This is a genomic window from Lelliottia sp. F153 (assembly GCF_002870005.1).
In the GTDB taxonomy this organism is placed as follows: Bacteria; Pseudomonadota; Gammaproteobacteria; order Enterobacterales; family Enterobacteriaceae; genus Enterobacter; species Enterobacter nimipressuralis.
Map to the genome: position 1 here is coordinate 91,072 of NZ_PKFT01000008.1, position 17,324 is coordinate 108,395.

Genomic DNA, 17,324 nt, shown 5'->3' on the forward strand with positions numbered 1-17,324 from the left:
GAGGGGACGCGCGTCATGAGTAATGTCGTCACTGAAAGTACCGCTACCACCGCCACCGGCAGCCAGGACGCGCAGCAGATGCGCAAACTGGTGGTGGCCTCGGTGCTGGGGAATGCGCTCGAGTGGTATGACTTTTTTCTGTATGGCACGGCGGCGGCGCTGGTGTTTGGCCCGCTGTTCTTCCCGGTCGGCGGCGATCCGCTTCAGGGCACGCTACTGGCTTTTTCTGGCTTCGCGGTGGGTTTTCTGGCGCGGCCGCTGGGCGGGATAGTCTTTGGGCATATCGGCGATCGCTACAGCCGCAAAATGACGCTGATCATGACCCTGACGCTAATGGGCGCCACCACCTTTGTGATCGGTCTGCTGCCGGTCTACGCGCAGATTGGTCTCTGGGCACCACTGTCGCTCATCACTCTGCGCTTCCTGCAGGGCGTGGCGTCGGGCGGGGAGTGGGGCGGCGGCGTGCTGATGCTGAGCGAAAACGCGCCCGCTTCGCGTCGTGGGTACTACACCGCCTGGAGCCAGATGGGCGTCTCCGGTGGGTTTGTCCTCTCGGCGTTCGCCTTTTACCTGGTGCAGCAACTGCCTGAATCGGACTTTATGCGCTGGGGCTGGCGCGTGCCGTTCCTGTTGAGCATCGTCATCTTTTTAGTCGGCGTTTATATCCGCAAAAACATCCGCGAGAGCAAGGCGTTTACCCAGGCGAAGCCGGAAGCGCAGCACGATAAAATTCCGCTGCTGGTGCTGATTCGCGACCACCCGAAAGCCCTGCTGCAGGCGATTGCTCTGCGCCTGCCGGAGAACGGCGCGTCCTACATCTTCTTTACCTTCTCGGTGGTCTACGCCCGTCATATCGGTATCAGCACCGGGGAGATCATCAGCGCCGTAACACTGGCGATGCTGGTGGAGTTCTTCTCGATTCTGTTCTGGGGCGCGCTGTCGGACCGCATCGGCCTCAAGCCGGTCTACTACATCGGCGTCATTGGCCTGCTGGTGATGGCGTTCCCGTTCTTCTGGCTGCTCTCCACCGGCACGTACGGCTGGATAATGCTGGCGATGCTGCTCGGACTGCCGTTCTGCCACGGGGCGATGATCGGCACTCAGCCCTGCATCATGAGCGATCTCTTCCCGGTGCGGGTGCGCTACTCCGGCCTGGCGCTGGGGCATGAAGTGGGATCGATATTTTCCGGCGGTCTGGGACCGATGCTGGCGGTGGCGTTGCTGATGGAGTTCAACGCCTCGTGGCCCGTCTCACTGTTGCTGGTGGTTTACGCGCTACTGGCGTGGATTGCCCTGCGCAGCCTGCCCGGTAATAACAAAGAGGCTCAGGAATGATTGATAAACGGATTGCCACGGTGGATGACGCAGTGGCGGATATTTTTGACGGCGCGACGGTCATGGTCGGCGGTTTTGGCCCGGCGGGGCAGCCGTCGGAACTGTTGGATGCGTTAATCCGCCGTCGCCCGCGCGGACTGACCCTCATCAGCAATAACGCCGGTAACGGCGACTATGGCCTGGCGGCGCTGCTGAAAGCCGGATGCGTGAAGAAGGTGATCTGCTCCTTCCCGCGCCAGGTGGATTCATGGGTGTTTGACGATTTGTATCGTCGCGGCGAGGTCGAGCTGGAGCTAGTGCCTCAGGGCAATCTCGCGGCGCGGATTCAGGCGGGCGGCTCAGGGTTAGGCGGTATTTTTACCCCCACCGGCTTTGGCACCGCGCTTGCCGAAGGCAAAGAGACGCGTCGCATCGACGGCAGAGATTACGTGTTTGAACTGCCGCTCAAAGCCGATTTTGCGCTGATCAAAGCCCTGAAAGCCGACCGCTGGGGCAACCTGGTGTACGACAAAACCGGCCGCAACTTCGGTCCCATTATGGCCGCCGCCGCCCGCTGCACCATCGCGCAGGTGAGTGAGTTTGTGGCCCTCGGCGAACTGGACCCGGAAGCGGTGGTGACGCCGGGGATTTTTGTCCAGCGCCTGATTAACGCGTCCGCCACGTCATTCAAGGAGACAGCGTGAACACATTGACTCACCAACAGCTTGCCGAGCGCATCGCCCGGGATATTCCCGAGGGGGCTTACGTCAATCTCGGCATCGGCATGCCGACGCAGATTGCTAACTATCTTCCGGCGGATCGCGAGATTTTCCTGCACAGCGAAAACGGCATTCTCGGCATGGGGCCGGCGCCTGCGCCGGGAGAGGAGGACCCGGAGCTTATCAACGCCGGAAAACAGCCGGTGACGCTGCTGGCGGGCGGCTGCTATTTCCACCACGGCGACTCCTTCACCATGATGCGCGGCGGGCACCTGGATATTTGCGTGCTCGGGGCTTATCAGGTGTCGGCGCGCGGGGATCTCGCCAACTGGAGCACCGGCGCGCCGTCCTCCATTCCTGCCGTCGGCGGGGCGATGGATCTGGCGATTGGCGCGAAGCAGGTGTTCGTGATGACCGAACATCTGACCAAAAAAGGCGAGTGCAAAATCGTTGAACAGTGCAGCTATCCCCTGACCGGGATGGCCTGCATCGATCGCATTTACACCGATATGGCGGTGATGGATATCACTCCCGAAGGTGTGGTGGTGCGCGAACTGTTTGGCGATGTGACCGCTGAGTATTTGCAGTCTGTCACGCCGGTCGCGCTGTCCTTTGCGCTGCTGACCGACGACGCGACGGCGTAAAGGAGAACATATGGAAATCGAATTCCGCCTTGATGGCCCTGAGGGCGCGCCGCTGCTGGTGCTGTCGAACTCTCTTGGTACCACCTGGACGATGTGGCAGGCACAACTCCCGGCGCTGACGCCGCATTTTCGCGTGCTGCGCTACAACACGCGCGGGCACGGGCGCTCAGCCGTCGGGCAACAGCCCGTCACCCTTGAGCGACTCGGACAGGATGTGATTGCGCTGCTGGATCACCTCGACGTGGAGCGGGCCTGTTTTTGTGGGATTTCCCTCGGCGGCCTGACCGGGATGTGGCTCAACCGCCACGCGCCAGAGCGTTTTCATCGGATTGTGGTCGCCAATACCGCCGCGCGCATTGGGCAGGAGGAGGGCTGGCGGCAGCGCGCGGCACGGGTGCGCGAGCAGGGGATGGCCCCCGTCGCCGAGAGCGCAGCCGACCGCTGGTTTACACCTGCGTTTCGCCACAGCAATCCGGAGGTGGTTTATCCGCTGATCGAACAGCTCGCCGCGACCCCGGCCGAGGGCTACGCCGCCTGCTGCGACGCGCTGGCCGTCGCCGATCTGCACGATGACCTCGTGCACATGACCCGTCCGATGCTGGTGATTGCCGGGGAGCACGACCCGGTCACTACGCCCCGTGACGCCGAGGCCATCGTGGTGGATGCGCCACACGCGCACGCCCTCATTTTACCGGCGTCGCACCTCTCGAACGTGGCCTGCGCGGCGGCGTTTAACCAGCATGTGACTACTTTTCTCACCGCAGGAGCCGCACATGAGCTTAACCATTGAATCCATCACCTGCTGGCTAGTGGATATTCCGACTATTCGCCCGCACAAACTGTCGATGGCGACCATGGGCTGCCAGACCCTGACCATTGTGCGTATGACCTGCGCCGAGGGCGTGGTTGGCTGGGGGGAGGCCACCACTATCGGCGGGCTGAGCTACGGTGCGGAAAGCCCGGAAGGGATCCGCTCGGCGATTGAGACCTATCTCGCGCCGCTGCTGAGTGGCCAGACATTCAGCGGCGTGGCGGCCCTTGCGGAGAAGATGAATGCCAGCGTGAAAGGCAACACCTTTGCCAAATCGGCGCTGGAAACCGCGTTTCTCGATGCGCAGGGAAAACAGCTGAATGTGCCCGTCAGCAGCCTGCTCGGCGGCGCACTCACTTCCCGTCTGCCGGTGCTCTGGACGCTGGCGAGCGGCGATACCGCCAGGGATATCGAGGAAGGCAAACGCCTGCTGGCGCAAGGGCGGCACAACACCTTCAAACTGAAAATCGGCGCGGGCGAGCTGAACAGCGATATCCGCCACGCGCTGGCGATCAAATCGGCGCTGGGCGAAGAGGTCAGCATTCGGGTGGATGTGAATCAGGCGTGGGATCTGACGAGCGCGATCAAGGGGATGGCGCTGTTACAGGCGGGCGGCATCGACCTGGTCGAGCAGCCAATTCTGCTGTGGGATACCCGCGGCCTGATCGCCTTGAGCCAGCGCTTTACCCTGCCGATTCTGGCGGACGAGGCGGTGGCTACCGCTTATGACGGATATGCCCTGGCGAGCGGCGGGTTTACCGGCGCGTATGCGCTCAAAATTGCCAAAGCGGGCGGCCCGGCACAGGCCCTGAGGCTGGCGCACGTGGCGCAGGCCGCAGGCGTTGCGCTGTACGGCGGCACAATGCTGGAAGGTACGCTCGGCACGGTGGCGTCGCTGCACGCCTGGTCGACGGTGAAAATGCAGTGGGGCACCGAAATGTTCGGCCCGCTGCTGCTGAAAGATGACATCGTCGTATCCCCCCTCGATTTCAGCGACGGCCAGGTGACTTTACCGCAAGGGCCGGGACTGGGCGTTGAGATTGACGAAGACAAACTGCGTTATTACGCCAGAAAATAAAGGAGCCTCTCATGCTATTTAAAGTGGAAATGACGGTGAATATTCCCTCCACGCTGCCTGTCGCACAGGTGGAGGAAATAAAGGCGCAAGAAAAAGCCTATTCGCAGCAATTACAGCGCGAAGGCAAATGGCTGCATATCTGGCGGGTGGTCGGGCAATACGCCAACGTCAGTCTGTTTGAGGTGAAAGATAATCAGGAACTGCACGACATATTAACCGGCTTGCCGCTTTTTCCTTATATGGAGATAACCGTGCAGGCGTTGTGCGCTCATCCGTCGTCTATTTATTTTGAAAAGTCGTAACAGCGAATAAAAACCTTACCCTACAAGAGGAATACGCAATGTCAGTGAATCCGGCAAAACAAACAGAACTGGAAACGTTACTCGCGATCAGCAGCGGATTAAATGCCACGCAGGGCAACCCGCGTTTTAAAGCGATTATGCATCAGCTGCTCGGCGATCTATGTCTGACCATTAAAAAGTTTGATATTACCGACGAAGAGTTCTGGCTGGCGGTGAACTATTTAAATGAGCTGGGCGAGCGAAAAGAGGCGGCGCTGCTGGCGGCAGGGTTAGGGCTGGAGCACTACCTCGATATGCGCGCCGACGAAAAAGAGGCGGCGGCGGGGAATGACGTTGGCACCCCGCGCACCATCGAAGGGCCGCTTTATGTGGCGAACGCGCCGCTCAGCGAGGGCTATGCCCGCATGGATGACGGCAGTGAGCACGCGGAAACCCTGTGGCTGCACGGCACCATCACCGATCTGCAGGGGAAACCGGTGGCCGATGCCATCGTCGATATCTGGCACGCCAACACCCTCGGCGGCTACTCGTTCTTTGATGCTTCCCAGAGCGAATACAACCTGCGCCGCCGCGTGCAGACCGGGCCGGATGGCCGCTATGCCGTGCGCAGTATCGTCCCTTGCGGCTACGGTTGCCCGCCGGATGGTCCAACGCAAAAACTGCTGAACGGACTGGGGCGTCACGGTAATCGTCCGGCTCACATCCATTTCTTTGTCTCTGCGCCCGGCTTTAAACATCTGACGACCCAGATCAACCTCAATGGCGATCAATATTTGTGGGACGATTTTGCCTTCGCCACCCGCGAAGAGCTGATTGCCGACCCGATTAAAATCACCGACAGCAAACTGTCGCAAGCGCGTGATATTAACGGTCCCCATACGGAAGTGAGCTTTAATTTCGCGCTGGTGGCAAGTGACGACAGCCAGCAAGAAGAACGCGGTAAACGCGCCCGCGTGAAAGAATAATACCCGGCGCATTGTTATCTATTTCTGGCAAAGCATAGCCATTTAAATTCTTTGTTATTTCCGACGTTATCTCACATCTTCGTGGGATAACGTCCTATTACGGAAATGGCATCGAAACAGATGGCTAAACGGTCTCCCCTGTATTTACACCCTCAACAACGCGAGACGATTCGCCACCTCTCCCGGAGCTGGCTGTGGCGCAGTGAATTTCCCACCTGGAGCTTGGTAGTTGTAGTTTACGGCGGCTGGTTTGCTACGCTGTTTTACTGGCAAACGCTGGGGCGCCTTCCTGCTACGCTGCTGCTGATCTGGTTTACCGCCTGGTATATGTCCCTGCAGCATGAGCTTATCCACGGTCACCCGACGCGCTGCGCGTGGTTTAATCAACTGCTTGGCACGCTGCCGCTGGCCGTGTGGTACCCGTACGGGCTGTACCGCGATTCGCATCTGGCTCACCATAATCATGATCATCTGACCGTGCCGGTGGACGATCCTGAATCCTACTATTTCACCGACGAAAGCTGGGCGAAATTCTCCCCGTGGCGCCGCAAACTGATTCACGTGCGCAATACGTTTCCCGGTCGCCTGCTGTTAGCCCCGCTTCTGGATATTGCCCAGACGCTCGCCAGCGCCTGTCGCGCCTTTCGCCATCTGGAGCTCAGGAATATGGCGATGTGGCTGGTCCATGGCGCGCTGCTGGTGCCCCTGTTTATCGTGATGGAACAGCTCGGCTTCTCTGCGCTCTGGTTTGTGATCGGCGTGAGTTATCCCGCTCTGGCGCTGACCAAAGTGCGTTCGTTCCTGGAGCATCAGGCGGCGGACGACCCGCTGGCAAGGTCTGTTATCAATGAAGCTGCACTGGTGTGGCGGGTGCTGTTTCTCAATCTGAACTATCATGCAGTGCATCACGATCTTCCCGGCGTGCCCTGGTACGGCCTGCGGGCGATCTATCTGCGTGATAAAGCGCAGTATCAGCAGCGCAACCTGCATTTTGTGGTGCGCGGCTACGGGGAATGGCTGCGCCGGTTCTGGGCGAAAGCTGTCGATGTTACCGTCCATCCTGGCGTGAAAAATGATGACTAACACTCTCGCGTTTCCGATGTATGCCGTGAACCCCAGAGACAATGCGCGGCTGTGGCAGGCGGTGGAGGGACTTTTGCAGGCGCGCGGTCTGTCTGTCCGCGACGGGGCCGGAGAGGCGTTGCTCGCACACTGGCGTAGCCCCGAACTGCTGCTCAGCCAGACCTGCGGATTTCCGCTGATGACCCAGCTCCCGGCAGTGCAGACGGTGGGCTGTTTTCACTACACCGCGCCCGGCTGCGACGGAATTTACTACCGCAGTTTTCTTGTTGCACGCGACACGAACAGAGACAAAACGCTGGCCGATTTTCGCGGCCTGCGCGCGGTGTGCAATTCGGTTGACTCTCAGTCGGGCTATAACGCCCTGCGCAACCTGATCGCGCCGTTAGCGGTCGACGGACGGTTTTTCTCTGCAACGCTTCTGAGCGGTAGCCACCGGCAATCGCTGATTACCCTGGCAGAAGGGCGGGCGGATATCGCCGCCATCGACTGCGTGACCTGGGCGCTGTTGCAGCGTCATGAACCCGAATTACTGAAAGGACTCAGCGTGGTGGGTGAAACGCCAGCTGCGCCGGGACTGCCGCTGATTACGGCGGGCAGCACCTCAGCAGAAACGCTTTCTGTTCTGCGCGATGCGCTGAAAACTCTGGTGACGGCGCCCGACTATCGCGAGGTGTGCGAGGCGGTACTGATCGGCGGATTCAGTGAGGTATCGCGCCAGCCCTATTCACTGTTGCTGGACTGGCGCGACGCGGCGGAGAAATCAGGGGTGACGCAGCTCTGAGAGGGAATCAGGCTAACAGATAACTCAGCCCGGAAAACGCCACCATCCCGGCGATGACCGTGGCGAACAGGCTGCGGGTGAAAATCCCCGCGACCGCGGCAACGGCTGCCGCCAGCAAAGAAATGCTGATCCCCGACGAAGTCAGCGCCGGTTTGCCTAGCAGCTCGGCGGTGATGATCGCGGCCATGATCGCCGAGGGGATAAAGCTCAGCCACTGTTGCAGGATCGGCGCCAGACGAAAGCGTGAGAGCAGCAGAATCGGCACGGTGCGCATCAGGGCCGTCACGACGGCGCAGGCGACGATCGCCAGTAAAATATTGCGCTCCATTAGTGACCACCTTTATAGAAGAGGCGCAGCCCGAGGGTTGCCAGCGTCGCAGAGACCGATGCGGCGACGATGACCACCACGCTCATGTCCGTGTGGCTGGCGGTCAGCAGCGTGATCACCACCGCCGCCGCGATGCTGAAGGATTCCAGCGCTTTGCGGCGGCTGGCAAACCAGATCATCAGCACCAGCCCGATAAACATCGACACCAGGCTGAAACTTAGCCCTTCCATCAGGGACGGCGGCAGGGCGGAGGCGAGCCAGGCACCCACCACGCAGGCGAGGATCCAGTTCAGCCACGCGGCCATGTTCAGCCCCAGCATCCACGCAAACGGCACTTTGCTCTGATGGCTGCCCTGTTGAACCGCGACGCCAAAGGTTTCGTCCGTCAGCAATAGGCCGCTGACCACTTTTTGCAGGGTGGTATAATCGCGAAAGAACACGCTCATGGCGGAGCTCATCAGCAGATAACGCAGATTCACCAGGAACACACTCAGCACCACCGAGGCGATTTCCGCGCCGGTGGCCCACAGAGAATAAAAGAGGAACTGGGCGGAACCCGCGTAGAGTGCGCTCGCCAGCAGGGCGGTTTGTAGGGTGGTGAAGCCGGAGAGCGTACCGATGGCTCCCGCAGCAAAACCGATGCTCCAGTAGCCCGGAATGGTGGGCAGACAGGCGGTAATGCCCGCGCGAAACTCGGCGTTGGCCTCATTCCCTGGCAACGTTTTGGTTTTTATCAACATCAATAGGTCTCGTTTATAGTGCGCGGATCTCTTTTGATCGCAGCGTTACCCGGACGGGCACGGATTTATAGGACGGTGTTCCGCTGTCTTTGTCAAGATAATCGAGTGGAACCAGTACGTTAGCCTCTGGATAATAAGCACCGACCGTACCAGAGGCAATGCTGTAAGCGACCACGGTGATGTCTTCCAGTTGCTGAACGCTGCCCTGCAACGCGGTGGAAATATCCACACGATCGCCGTGCTCCAGACCCAGCTGCGCCATATCGCCCTCGTTCATAAACAGAATATCGCGGCGGCCAAACACGCCGCGATACCGGTCATCGAGGGCGTAGATGGTGGTGTTGTACTGGTCATGGCTGCGCAGCGTTACCAGCCGCAGCACGTTGTCACCGACGCCCGGCTGGTTCTCATCGACGCCTTCAAATACTGAAAACATCGCTTTGCCCGTGGACGTCGGCCAGACGCGTTCGGTTGGCGGGAGCGGCATGCGAAAACCACCGGGAATACGAATGCGCTGGTTGTACTGGTCAAAACCGGGGATGGTTTTTTCGATCAGATCGCGGATCAGATCGTAATCCGACACCAGGGTGGTCCAGTCGATGCGGGTGTGAGGCAACGTCGCTTTTGCCAGCCCGGCGACAATCGCCGGCTCTGAGCGCAGCTCAGGCGAGGCGGGTTTGAGCTTGCCGGACGAGGCATGAACCATCGACATTGAATCTTCTACCGTAATGGACTGGCGGCCCGTTTGCTGCATATCCAGCTCCGTGCGCCCAAGGCAGGGGAACAGCCAGGTCTGTTTCGCCGTCAGGAGATGCGTGCGGTTAAGCTTGGTGCCGACGTGAACGCTCAGATCGAGGCTGCGCATCGCCGGGAAAGCGCGCGCGTGATCGGGCATGGCGACGGCAAAATTCCCGCCGAGACAGATCATCGCCCTGGCGCTGCCGTTGATCATCGCTTCGGTGGCCTGCACCGCGTCGTGGCCGTGCGCCGCAGGCGGCGTAAAGCCAAACACCTCGTTAATTTTGCCGAGAAACGCCGCCGTCGGTTTTTCCGAGATCCCGACGGTGCGGTTTCCTTGAACGTTCGAGTGGCCGCGCAGAGGGCAAATCCCCGCGCCGGGTTTGCCAATATTGCCGCGCATCAGCAGCAGGTCGGCAATCAGACGCACGTTGGAGGTGCCTTTGTTGTGCTGGGTGATGCCCATGCCGTAAGTGATGATGGTGGCGTTGGATTTGGCATAGGCCTCTGCGACCTGCTGGAGATCCTGGCGCGACAGGCCCGATTCGCGCTCAATCGACGCCCAGCTTGTCGCCTGGATATCCGCCGCAAAATCATCGAAGCCCTGGGTGTGTGTGGCGATAAAATCGGTATCCAGTGCGTTTTCAAACGCCAGCAGATGTTTAGCGATGCCTTTCAGCGCGGCAGCATCACCGCCCGCTTTCACCTGGAAATAGGTCGAGGCGATATCGGTGGAGCTGTAGGTCGCCATCTCCATCACGCTTTGCGGATCGGCAAACCGCTCCAGCGCGCGCTCACGCATCGGGTTGAGCACGATAATCGGCACCTTGCGGCGGGCCAGCTCGTGCAGCGTCCCCATCATTCGCGGGTGGTTAGTGCCGGGGTTATGGCCGATTGAAATCACAAGCTCAGTGTTATCAAAATCGTCGAGCGAGACGGTTCCTTTGCCAATCCCAATGGAGCGCGGCAGACCGACGCTGGTGGCTTCGTGGCACATATTGGAACAATCAGGAAAATTATTGGTGCCCAGTTCGCGGGCAAACAGCTGAAACAGGAACGCCGCTTCGTTGGAGGCGCGACCGGAGGTGTAAAACTCGACCGCATCCGGCGGGAGTTCGCGCAGTATTTCGCCAATGCGTGCAAACGCCTGTTCCCATTCGACCGGGCGGAAGGTGTCGCTCTCCCGGTGATACTCCATCGGGTGCGTCAGACGGCCATAGCCTTCGAGTTCGAAATCGCTTTTTGCCAGCAGGGAAGTCACCGTATTTTCGGCGAAAAACGCCGGGGTGACGCGTTTGCTGGTGGCTTCCCAGGTCACGGCTTTGGCGCCGTTTTCGCAGAACTGGAAGGTGGATTTATGCTCTTTGTCGGGCCATGCGCAGCCGGGGCAGTCAAATCCGTCAGGCTGGTTGGTGCGAAGCAGGGTCGCGGGGGCATCGAGGGTATCCATCTGCGTGCGAACGGCGATGGCGGTGGCTTTCAGCGCCCCCCATCCCCCGGCAGGACCATCATAGTGCCGGATTCCTGGAACCGAGCGGCGTTTGTTATTCATGTAAGCTCCGACTATGTCGATCGATGGATCAATTCTACACCGTTGGAGTTAACGAAATAACAACAAATAATCATCATTTTTATGATGATTGAAGGCGTGCGGGTGAGAGGGGCGGTATAGCCTGGGCGGCTATACCGAGGGTGGGTTAGCTGCGAATAAACGCCAGAAGATCCTGGTTAATCAGGTCAGCATGGGTGGTGTGCATCCCATGTGGCAGGCCCGGATAGACCTTGAGGGTGCTGTTGCTGAGAAGCTCGTCCTGAAGCAGGCTCGCATTTTTATACGGCACGACCTGGTCGTCATCGCCCTGCAAAATCAGGGTAGGGACGGTGATAGCCTTCAGATCGTCGGTCTGGTCGGTTTCTGAAAACGCCTTGATACCTTCGTAGTGCGCCTTCGCACTGCCGATCATTCCCTGTCGCCACCAGTTCTGGATGGTGCCCTGTGAGATCTCCGCGCCCTCCCGGTTAAAGCCGTAGAACGGGCCTGTCGCGACATCAAGATAAAATTGTGCGCGGTTGGCGGCCAGCGCCTGGCGGAACCCGTCAAAGACCTCAATCGGCGTGCCGCCTGGGTTCTCCGGCGTTTTGACCATTAACGGCGGTACGGCGCTGATCAACACCGCTTTTGCCACGCGCCCCTGCGGCTGACCATATTTTGCGACATAGCGCGCAACCTGGCCGCCGCCCGTCGAGTGCCCGATATGCACCACATTTTTCAGATCCAGATGTTCCACAACGGCGGAGACATCGGCGGCGTAGTGATCCATATCGTGCCCGTCGCTGACCTGGCTTGAACGCCCGTGGCCCCGGCGGTCGGACGCCAGTACGCGATAGCCTTGCGCCAAAAAGAACAACAGCTGGTTATCCCAGTCGTCAGCGCTCAGCGGCCAGCCGTGGTGGAAGAAGACAGGCTGCGCCTCTTTTGGTCCCCAGTCTTTATAGAAGATCTCAACGTTATCTTTGGTGGTGACAAATGACATGATTGAACCTCTCGGGTGGAGTGAAAGGAGATGGATAGTTCAGGTTGATGTGCAAACAGGTGGCAAATAACAACATTCAAGTCTAGTTGAGAATGTCATTGCGTGCCGGAATTCTGCGGCTGGCTCAATGGCTTCGCTTGTGAAAATGTTCTTCAAATTTAGTCCGTTATCTTTGCTTAGTTAAAATCCAGCAACCTTAACCTGATGAATTTATAACGGTAATTCACTCGCGGCATGCTAAAGGTGGTAGCGCCGATCAGACTAAACAGAGAGTGTTCAATGAAAACCTCAATTGCGAGCGTGGTGGCAGACCTGCCGGATGTCTGGCGTTCGCGCGTGCTTGGCACCGTCGGGAACGCCAATATTAAAGTGCTAAAGATGGGCGGGGAGGGACTTCCAACCGAGGCGCATGATGATTTCGACGAACTGCTGCTGGTGCTGGACGGTGAGCTGCCGCTGGAGGTGGAGGAGCGGCACTTTACCCTGAAAGCCGGGGAGTTCTTTTTTGTGCCGAAGGGGGCGAAGCATTCCGTGCCGGAAGGGAGTTTTGGGGTACTGGTGATAGTGGACGTGGGGCGGCAGTAAAAGCTCGCCCTGAGCGTTAACGTCAACCCGGTCCCTCGCTTCCCGCCGCCAGCAGCGGAACCACAACGCGGCTGATAGGGACAGGAATACCATGCTTATCGCCATAACGCAGGATCACACCGTTGCGAATATCCCACTCCAGCGGACGATTGGCCTGACGGTCGGCGAGAATTGACGTGCCTAAATCCGCCGGGGCACGATGAAAACCCTCAACGATCTCGTGCGGAACGTTTTCGCCGAGCGATGCGCCTTCTGCCCGCGCCACGGCCAGGCATTCGCGCAGGTACGCCAGTGCCAGCTCCGTGATATCTTGCCGCGAGAACATCCCTGCACGGCGGTTCGCCAGCACCATCAGGCCCGCGACGGCATTCTGCAACAGCTTGCGCCAGGCGATGGAGACAAAATCCGCTGACAATTCTACCGCGCAGCGCGTCTCGCTCAGCGCATCGCTGATCCGTGCTGCCTGCGGGATAGCGGGGAGGGTCAGGCGCGGTTTGGCGCGCAGCCACACGGAGGCGTCCGGCTCGCGCTGAGCCGGGAACCAGACCACCGACGGGACGACCGCGGCACCGTTAACGTAAGGTTCGAGCTGCGCTTTTTGCTCAACGCCATTCTGCAACGCACAGACCACGGTGTTTTCATCGCACAGCGCAGCCAGCCACCCGGCGCTGTCAGCGACCTGGGTGGTTTTCACGGCCACAAATACAAGCGCGACCGGGCGGCTGACGCGCGCAGGATCGGTGATGACCGGACCGGGTACGATGATTTCACCGTCATCGTGGCGCAACACTAACTGTGGATGAGCGGTGCGTCCGCAAAGAAGGGGCGTTCGGCCCACTTCATGCAGTGCCGCGGCAATGGTGGTACCGATAGCACCTGGGCCAATAAGCGTTACTGAGGGATGTTCAGACATTCTTTGTCCTCCTGAATGGGGCAAGCAGACCTGATTCATCATAATACTCCGCAGGCCCATCGCGTCTAACAGGAAAAAATGATGCCGACTTACGACGTTTTGGCTGACGCATGGCGGTCAGGCGTAACGATAAGCCTTATCCCTTAAACGCTCATCACGCTGGCCGCGATATAAAGCCCGACGCCGTAAGCCAGATGCGTGAGTACACTGAACAGCCGAGCCAGCCACGGGCGAGGCGTGCGTGACGCAGCAATGCCAAAACCCAGCGCAGGCTGCAGAATCAAAAAGGGGGCAAAAAACGTTAACAGACCGGCGAGCAGTCCTGTCGAGAGGGAGGGGTGAGTGAACCATTCTGCTCCGTACAGCATCAGCGGCACGACAGCAAAAAGTATCCCGGTGATATAGTGAAACACCCAGCCCGTCAACAGCTCCCCGCGTAGTGGCGGCGCTGAGACGATCGTGTGATGGCAAAACGTCCCGCCCGGCAAACCCAAAATCCAGCGGCCCACCAGGGCATAGTTCAGTGGCGGAACCTTAAGAGTGCGTTTCTGAAAGCAGGACCATAGATCCATCACCCCTGTTGCGCCCATCCCCGTTATGACTGTTTTAAGCACCAACATCATATCCATAGTCTTCTCCTTGCTGATGAAATGCTAAGCTGGCAGACAGTGTGCAAGTTAAAGTCAGGTTTAAGTCAACGATGAAAGAACTGGATATCAGAGAAATCGCCGACCTTTCGGGCTTTAGCCCCTCGGCGCTGCGCTATTACGAGAAGAGAGGATTGATCCAGCCGGTGGGTCGCAACGGTCTGAGAAGGCAGTATCATGAGAATGTGCTTAATAAGCTGCAGCTGATCACGCTGGGGCAGGCGGCAGGATTTTCTCTGGATGATATTGCAGCGATGTTTGGTGCGAAAGGGACGATCGCAATTGACCGCGAGCAGCTTCATCAGCAATCACTGAAGATTGATAACACCATTCGCAGATTGCAGCTACTCAGTCGCGGGCTGAAGCATGCCGCACGCTGTACAAAACCAGAGCATACCGAGTGCGAAGAGTTCCAAAAAATTGTCTCAAGAGGGCTTCGGCTCGTCCGGTCTGGCAGCCGTTAACTCACTAAATGACAGGGAAATAATTATGACGACGCTGGATGAACTGCAGGTGAAGTATCCGGGAGCCAATGCCTGGCAAATGGGTGACAGCCCTGAGCTGGCGAACGAGCTTGCTGACCTGATTAAAAAAGGGATTAAAACGGCCTCATGTGGCTCTTTCTCCTCGTATCAACAGGAGGAAAATGCGCCCCGAATCGGCAGCTATAACATCGTTCTTGATGGTCAGAATGCGCCGGTGTGCGTGATCAGATTGATTTCAATGCGCCTGGTGCGTTTTTGCGATGTGACCGATGAATTTGCCAGAAAAGAGGGGGAGGGCGATTTGAGCCTTGAGTACTGGCGGAAAGAACATCAGCGCTTTTTCGCCCGCGAAGGGGACTTCTCTGAAGAGATGGAGCTGATCGCAGAGGAGTTTGAGGTTGTTGAGGTTATTTGAGGCGGATTGTAGTTTCCCTGAAAGTCATACACATCGCTGCACGCCGCGCCGGGTTGAAACCTGTCGCGAGTTCTTCAGCTATCAGGCTTACCAGATGCGGCGGGCGTGCGAGACCTTCTACAATTTCAAAACCTAATGTGGCGTAAAATCGGGCATTAAAAGCGGCCATTTTATCTGTTGTCAGCGTGGCTCCCGTCAGACCACGCTGCTGACCAATATTGAGAATAGCCTGCATAAGCCGTCTGCCGATACCGTGGCGTTGCCAGTCCGGATGTACATCCATTTCAGCAACGTGCAGCCAGGTCTCTTCGACGTTAGCTGCGACAAACCCTACTGGAACAGAATCAGACGTACAGGCCGTAAGCAGGAGACCGTTACGCCAGAAATCGCTCAATTCCGCCAGACTACATGCGCCCGCTTCGTCTGTTACCGCACCCGCATTGCGCAAGGTTTCAAAAGCCGCCAATTCAATAGCGCGTAGCCTGTCGAAGTCTTCAGGGTGTGCGTGACGGATAGTGAAATCCATGACAAGGTTCTCCATGCGTGATGTCATTATTTTTACGGTCTATGCATTCGCAATGCATTGGGAATAACGGGGCATTCTTCTGTCCAGAATGGAGCATATCATGATGTTGGCAAGGCTTGCTTCTGGTATGACGAGGACTGGTTAAAGAGCGGGTTGATCCGCTTTGAGCGAGGAGCGGACACTTCAGCTATTGTGGTTTACGAAGTTGCGCTTATGGTGTTTCCAGAATAAAGCTAGCGAGAACATCGTTATTTTTCTTATCGCATAATGCTTTTATGGGGAGTGATTTAGGCTAAAGGAGGAATCAATGTCACATTCGTCATCAAGAAGAAAAGTTCTAGCCGCAGAAGGCCTTCTTGCGCATAGAGCGTCACACGCACGGAGTTGCGCTAACCATGTTGCGAATAGATTGGGCATAACCCGCAGCGAGCTATTGATGAAGATTGAGAAAGATACAGGGGCAAGTTTGATATCGCCGCTTACAGAAGATGAGTTAATGAAAGCGTTTTATTATATGGAAAACCTAGGAGCGACTGCTGTGAGCGAGGAGCGGACGTCGTAGAGACATGAGGATAAGAGCGGCTAGGTTGTGGATTTTGTGCTTTTTACTCCCATCCCATTTCTTTGTAGGTCTTACTATCCTGTTTAGGGAAATCAGTTTGATATTCACCCCAATTACGGAACGTATAATATTTTTTCATTGCTTCAAGGTGCGAATCTGCATCACATGTCCACACTAATCTGTAGTCCAGATCCAGCAATTTCCGAGCAGAGTCTCCCAGTGGACCGGCAAGACAAAACAAATCTAAACCAGCTTCATTTGTCCACAGCTCGTGCTTCATAATTTTACCCCCATGGACTGCCATCCATGAATTGAGATATCGCGATGTTAGCAAAGTCCGCTTCTGGCACTTTGCAGACAATAGATTGCTTATACTGCTCGGGCCAAAACCCAGGCCCAATCGTTGCTACAGAGAACACGATAGAAAGGTTTCACGCGGCATTTCACAAAATCAAGAATGTCTGCTTCGCTCATCGCTGAGGCCTTAGAGGGATAGTCGGGCCCCCAATCATCAAAGAGTTCATCGTATATGCCGTAAAGCTGCCAGCAGATGTTGCTGACAATACGGGAACCAAAAGATAGGTGAAAAGCAGGGATTTGGTGCAACCGTAACTCTATTTCTGTGGAAGAATCAGCTTGCATCAGACACCAAGCCTTAAACCTTAGCCACGTAATTGAACTAGTGCTGATGTCAGGGACAATCATGTTTTTTTCGTGCATATATGCATGAAGGTAGCGCTCAATCGCATCTGATTCAGGATGTTTATCTAAATTGAGGGAGGCTAAAATTAATAAGGTTTCAGAGCTATTGAGGGAGAGTAGCTCTCTTTCTGCCCATTCGGTGATCATTCTGTCGTAATCATCGACGCGATAAGCTTCGAAAGCTTCACCGAACGTTTTTAAACACAGAATTTCGTGTAAGTCATGCGTATATTTATTTTCCATAACATCATCCAATCCATGTTGTTTAGTGGGGCAAAAGTCTGGCTTCGGTGAAATGTTCCGACGCAAAATGAGCGTATCTCATTGCCGCCTTAATGTGTAGTGGTCGACAAAATTTGGCCACGGCATGAGATATTTCTAGATAGATTAAAAGTCCGCTTCTGGCACACCGCGGACAGCTAACTGGGTTGACGATCCGCTGTGCGGCAGGT

At 57.3% G+C, this 17,324-nt stretch carries 21 protein-coding genes; 12 read left to right on the forward strand and 9 right to left on the reverse strand.

All coding sequences use genetic code 11. The features are described 5' to 3' along the window. Window positions 1-78 precede the first annotated feature (78 nt). From F153LOC_RS16895 to F153LOC_RS16935, 9 genes are all read left to right on the forward strand, one after another. Window positions 79-1,335, forward strand: coding sequence for an MFS transporter (locus tag F153LOC_RS16895; RefSeq protein WP_199174658.1), 1,257 nt, complete (start codon window positions 79-81; stop codon window positions 1,333-1,335). Then, window positions 1,332-2,018 (forward strand): 3-oxoacid CoA-transferase subunit A, encoded by a 687-nt coding sequence (locus F153LOC_RS16900; protein ID WP_102103933.1) that lies wholly within the window; start codon window positions 1,332-1,334, stop codon window positions 2,016-2,018. The genes F153LOC_RS16895 and F153LOC_RS16900 overlap by 4 nt, the downstream gene beginning before the upstream one ends. Further along, window positions 2,015-2,677, forward strand: a complete 663-nt coding sequence (locus F153LOC_RS16905; RefSeq protein ID WP_102103932.1) for a 3-oxoacid CoA-transferase subunit B — start codon at window positions 2,015-2,017, stop codon at window positions 2,675-2,677. The genes F153LOC_RS16900 and F153LOC_RS16905 overlap by 4 nt, the downstream gene beginning before the upstream one ends. A 10-nt stretch (window positions 2,678-2,687) precedes the next feature. Beyond that, the gene (gene pcaD / locus F153LOC_RS16910; protein ID WP_102103931.1) at window positions 2,688-3,467 is read left to right on the forward strand and encodes a 3-oxoadipate enol-lactonase; all 780 of its coding nucleotides are present in this window, start codon (window positions 2,688-2,690) and stop codon (window positions 3,465-3,467) included. After that, window positions 3,451-4,566, forward strand: coding sequence for a muconate cycloisomerase family protein (locus F153LOC_RS16915; RefSeq protein ID WP_102103930.1), 1,116 nt, complete (start codon window positions 3,451-3,453; stop codon window positions 4,564-4,566). The genes pcaD and F153LOC_RS16915 overlap by 17 nt, the downstream gene beginning before the upstream one ends. A gap of 11 nt (window positions 4,567-4,577) precedes the next feature. Next, window positions 4,578-4,868 carry a muconolactone Delta-isomerase gene (catC, locus tag F153LOC_RS16920; protein ID WP_100779872.1) on the forward strand — a complete coding sequence of 97 codons (291 nt, stop codon included), beginning with the start codon at window positions 4,578-4,580 and terminating at the stop codon, window positions 4,866-4,868. A 38-nt stretch (window positions 4,869-4,906) separates the two neighbouring features. Continuing rightward, complete coding sequence (gene catA / locus F153LOC_RS16925; RefSeq protein ID WP_102103929.1) at window positions 4,907-5,833, forward strand: catechol 1,2-dioxygenase; 927 nt, start codon at window positions 4,907-4,909, stop codon at window positions 5,831-5,833. A 120-nt stretch (window positions 5,834-5,953) separates the two neighbouring features. Next, window positions 5,954-6,916, forward strand: a complete 963-nt coding sequence (locus F153LOC_RS16930; RefSeq protein ID WP_102104136.1) for a fatty acid desaturase — start codon at window positions 5,954-5,956, stop codon at window positions 6,914-6,916. Then, complete coding sequence (locus F153LOC_RS16935; protein ID WP_102104137.1) at window positions 6,909-7,697, forward strand: phosphate/phosphite/phosphonate ABC transporter substrate-binding protein; 789 nt, start codon at window positions 6,909-6,911, stop codon at window positions 7,695-7,697. Before F153LOC_RS16930 ends, F153LOC_RS16935 begins: the two co-directional genes overlap by 8 nt. 7 nt (window positions 7,698-7,704) lie before the next feature. Here F153LOC_RS16935 and F153LOC_RS16940 read toward each other — a convergent pair whose 3' ends face one another. The 4 genes from F153LOC_RS16940 to F153LOC_RS16955 form a co-directional block, all read right to left on the reverse strand. Continuing rightward, entirely contained in the window at window positions 7,705-8,025 is a 321-nt protein-coding gene (locus tag F153LOC_RS16940; protein WP_100779875.1) for an AzlD domain-containing protein, read from the reverse strand. Then, window positions 8,025-8,765: an AzlC family ABC transporter permease gene (locus F153LOC_RS16945; RefSeq protein WP_102103928.1), complete on the reverse strand. Its 741-nt coding sequence runs from the start codon at window positions 8,763-8,765 to the stop codon at window positions 8,025-8,027. The genes F153LOC_RS16940 and F153LOC_RS16945 overlap by 1 nt, the downstream gene beginning before the upstream one ends. Window positions 8,766-8,778: 13 nt before the next feature. Continuing rightward, window positions 8,779-11,055, reverse strand: coding sequence for an FdhF/YdeP family oxidoreductase (locus tag F153LOC_RS16950; protein WP_102103927.1), 2,277 nt, complete (start codon window positions 11,053-11,055; stop codon window positions 8,779-8,781). Window positions 11,056-11,200: 145 nt separating this feature from the next. Further along, window positions 11,201-12,037 (reverse strand): alpha/beta fold hydrolase, encoded by an 837-nt coding sequence (locus F153LOC_RS16955; RefSeq protein ID WP_102103926.1) that lies wholly within the window; start codon window positions 12,035-12,037, stop codon window positions 11,201-11,203. Between the two features lie 279 nt (window positions 12,038-12,316). Here F153LOC_RS16955 and F153LOC_RS16960 point away from each other — a divergent pair, with 279 nt between their 5' ends. Then, a complete protein-coding gene (locus tag F153LOC_RS16960; RefSeq protein WP_102103925.1) occupies window positions 12,317-12,622 on the forward strand; it encodes a cupin domain-containing protein in 306 nt (101 codons plus the stop codon). Between the two features lie 22 nt (window positions 12,623-12,644). Here the strand turns inward: F153LOC_RS16960 and F153LOC_RS16965 are convergent, their stop codons facing one another. Both F153LOC_RS16965 and F153LOC_RS16970 read right to left on the reverse strand, forming a co-directional pair. Then, window positions 12,645-13,535, reverse strand: a complete 891-nt coding sequence (locus F153LOC_RS16965) for an oxidoreductase (RefSeq protein WP_102103924.1) — start codon at window positions 13,533-13,535, stop codon at window positions 12,645-12,647. Window positions 13,536-13,678: 143 nt separating this feature from the next. Continuing rightward, window positions 13,679-14,164, reverse strand: coding sequence for a DUF2938 domain-containing protein (locus F153LOC_RS16970; RefSeq protein WP_102103923.1), 486 nt, complete (start codon window positions 14,162-14,164; stop codon window positions 13,679-13,681). Between the two features lie 71 nt (window positions 14,165-14,235). Between F153LOC_RS16970 and F153LOC_RS16975 the strand changes: the two genes are divergently transcribed. Continuing rightward, entirely contained in the window at window positions 14,236-14,646 is a 411-nt protein-coding gene (locus F153LOC_RS16975) for a helix-turn-helix domain-containing protein (protein ID WP_102104135.1), read from the forward strand. A 25-nt stretch (window positions 14,647-14,671) separates the two neighbouring features. Beyond that, entirely contained in the window at window positions 14,672-15,082 is a 411-nt protein-coding gene (locus F153LOC_RS16980; RefSeq protein ID WP_199174650.1) for an ASCH domain-containing protein, read from the forward strand. Here the strand turns inward: F153LOC_RS16980 and F153LOC_RS16985 are convergent. The 3 genes from F153LOC_RS16985 to F153LOC_RS17000 form a co-directional block, all read right to left on the reverse strand. Next, the gene (locus F153LOC_RS16985) at window positions 15,075-15,608 is read right to left on the reverse strand and encodes a GNAT family N-acetyltransferase (protein ID WP_102104133.1); all 534 of its coding nucleotides are present in this window, start codon (window positions 15,606-15,608) and stop codon (window positions 15,075-15,077) included. The genes F153LOC_RS16980 and F153LOC_RS16985 overlap by 8 nt on opposite strands. 605 nt (window positions 15,609-16,213) lie before the next feature. Then, the gene (locus tag F153LOC_RS16995; RefSeq protein WP_102103921.1) at window positions 16,214-16,450 is read right to left on the reverse strand and encodes a hypothetical protein; all 237 of its coding nucleotides are present in this window, start codon (window positions 16,448-16,450) and stop codon (window positions 16,214-16,216) included. 89 nt (window positions 16,451-16,539) lie between these two features. Beyond that, window positions 16,540-17,115 (reverse strand): hypothetical protein, encoded by a 576-nt coding sequence (locus F153LOC_RS17000; protein WP_102103920.1) that lies wholly within the window; start codon window positions 17,113-17,115, stop codon window positions 16,540-16,542. Window positions 17,116-17,324: the final 209 nt, after the last annotated feature.

Excerpts from the sequence above, each read along its gene's own strand:
- F153LOC_RS16895 (WP_199174658.1), top strand. The coding sequence starts at position 79 with ATGCGCAAACTGGTGGTGGCCTCGGTGCTGGGGAATGCGCTCGAGTGG.
- F153LOC_RS16900 (WP_102103933.1), top strand. The coding sequence starts at position 1,332 with ATGATTGATAAACGGATTGCCACGGTGGATGACGCAGTGGCGGATATT.
- pcaD (WP_102103931.1), top strand. The coding sequence starts at position 2,688 with ATGGAAATCGAATTCCGCCTTGATGGCCCTGAGGGCGCGCCGCTGCTG.
- F153LOC_RS16915 (WP_102103930.1), top strand. The coding sequence starts at position 3,451 with ATGAGCTTAACCATTGAATCCATCACCTGCTGGCTAGTGGATATTCCG.
- catC (WP_100779872.1), top strand. The coding sequence starts at position 4,578 with ATGCTATTTAAAGTGGAAATGACGGTGAATATTCCCTCCACGCTGCCT.
- catA (WP_102103929.1), top strand. The coding sequence starts at position 4,907 with ATGTCAGTGAATCCGGCAAAACAAACAGAACTGGAAACGTTACTCGCG.
- F153LOC_RS16930 (WP_102104136.1), top strand. The coding sequence starts at position 5,954 with ATGGCTAAACGGTCTCCCCTGTATTTACACCCTCAACAACGCGAGACG.
- F153LOC_RS16935 (WP_102104137.1), top strand. The coding sequence starts at position 6,909 with ATGACTAACACTCTCGCGTTTCCGATGTATGCCGTGAACCCCAGAGAC.
- F153LOC_RS16940 (WP_100779875.1), bottom strand. The coding sequence starts at position 8,025 with ATGGAGCGCAATATTTTACTGGCGATCGTCGCCTGCGCCGTCGTGACG.
- F153LOC_RS16945 (WP_102103928.1), bottom strand. The coding sequence starts at position 8,765 with ATGTTGATAAAAACCAAAACGTTGCCAGGGAATGAGGCCAACGCCGAG.
- F153LOC_RS16950 (WP_102103927.1), bottom strand. The coding sequence starts at position 11,055 with ATGAATAACAAACGCCGCTCGGTTCCAGGAATCCGGCACTATGATGGT.
- F153LOC_RS16955 (WP_102103926.1), bottom strand. The coding sequence starts at position 12,037 with ATGTCATTTGTCACCACCAAAGATAACGTTGAGATCTTCTATAAAGAC.
- F153LOC_RS16960 (WP_102103925.1), top strand. The coding sequence starts at position 12,317 with ATGAAAACCTCAATTGCGAGCGTGGTGGCAGACCTGCCGGATGTCTGG.
- F153LOC_RS16965 (WP_102103924.1), bottom strand. The coding sequence starts at position 13,535 with ATGTCTGAACATCCCTCAGTAACGCTTATTGGCCCAGGTGCTATCGGT.
- F153LOC_RS16970 (WP_102103923.1), bottom strand. The coding sequence starts at position 14,164 with ATGGATATGATGTTGGTGCTTAAAACAGTCATAACGGGGATGGGCGCA.
- F153LOC_RS16975 (WP_102104135.1), top strand. The coding sequence starts at position 14,236 with ATGAAAGAACTGGATATCAGAGAAATCGCCGACCTTTCGGGCTTTAGC.
- F153LOC_RS16980 (WP_199174650.1), top strand. The coding sequence starts at position 14,672 with ATGACGACGCTGGATGAACTGCAGGTGAAGTATCCGGGAGCCAATGCC.
- F153LOC_RS16985 (WP_102104133.1), bottom strand. The coding sequence starts at position 15,608 with ATGGATTTCACTATCCGTCACGCACACCCTGAAGACTTCGACAGGCTA.
- F153LOC_RS16995 (WP_102103921.1), bottom strand. The coding sequence starts at position 16,450 with ATGAAGCACGAGCTGTGGACAAATGAAGCTGGTTTAGATTTGTTTTGT.
- F153LOC_RS17000 (WP_102103920.1), bottom strand. The coding sequence starts at position 17,115 with ATGGAAAATAAATATACGCATGACTTACACGAAATTCTGTGTTTAAAA.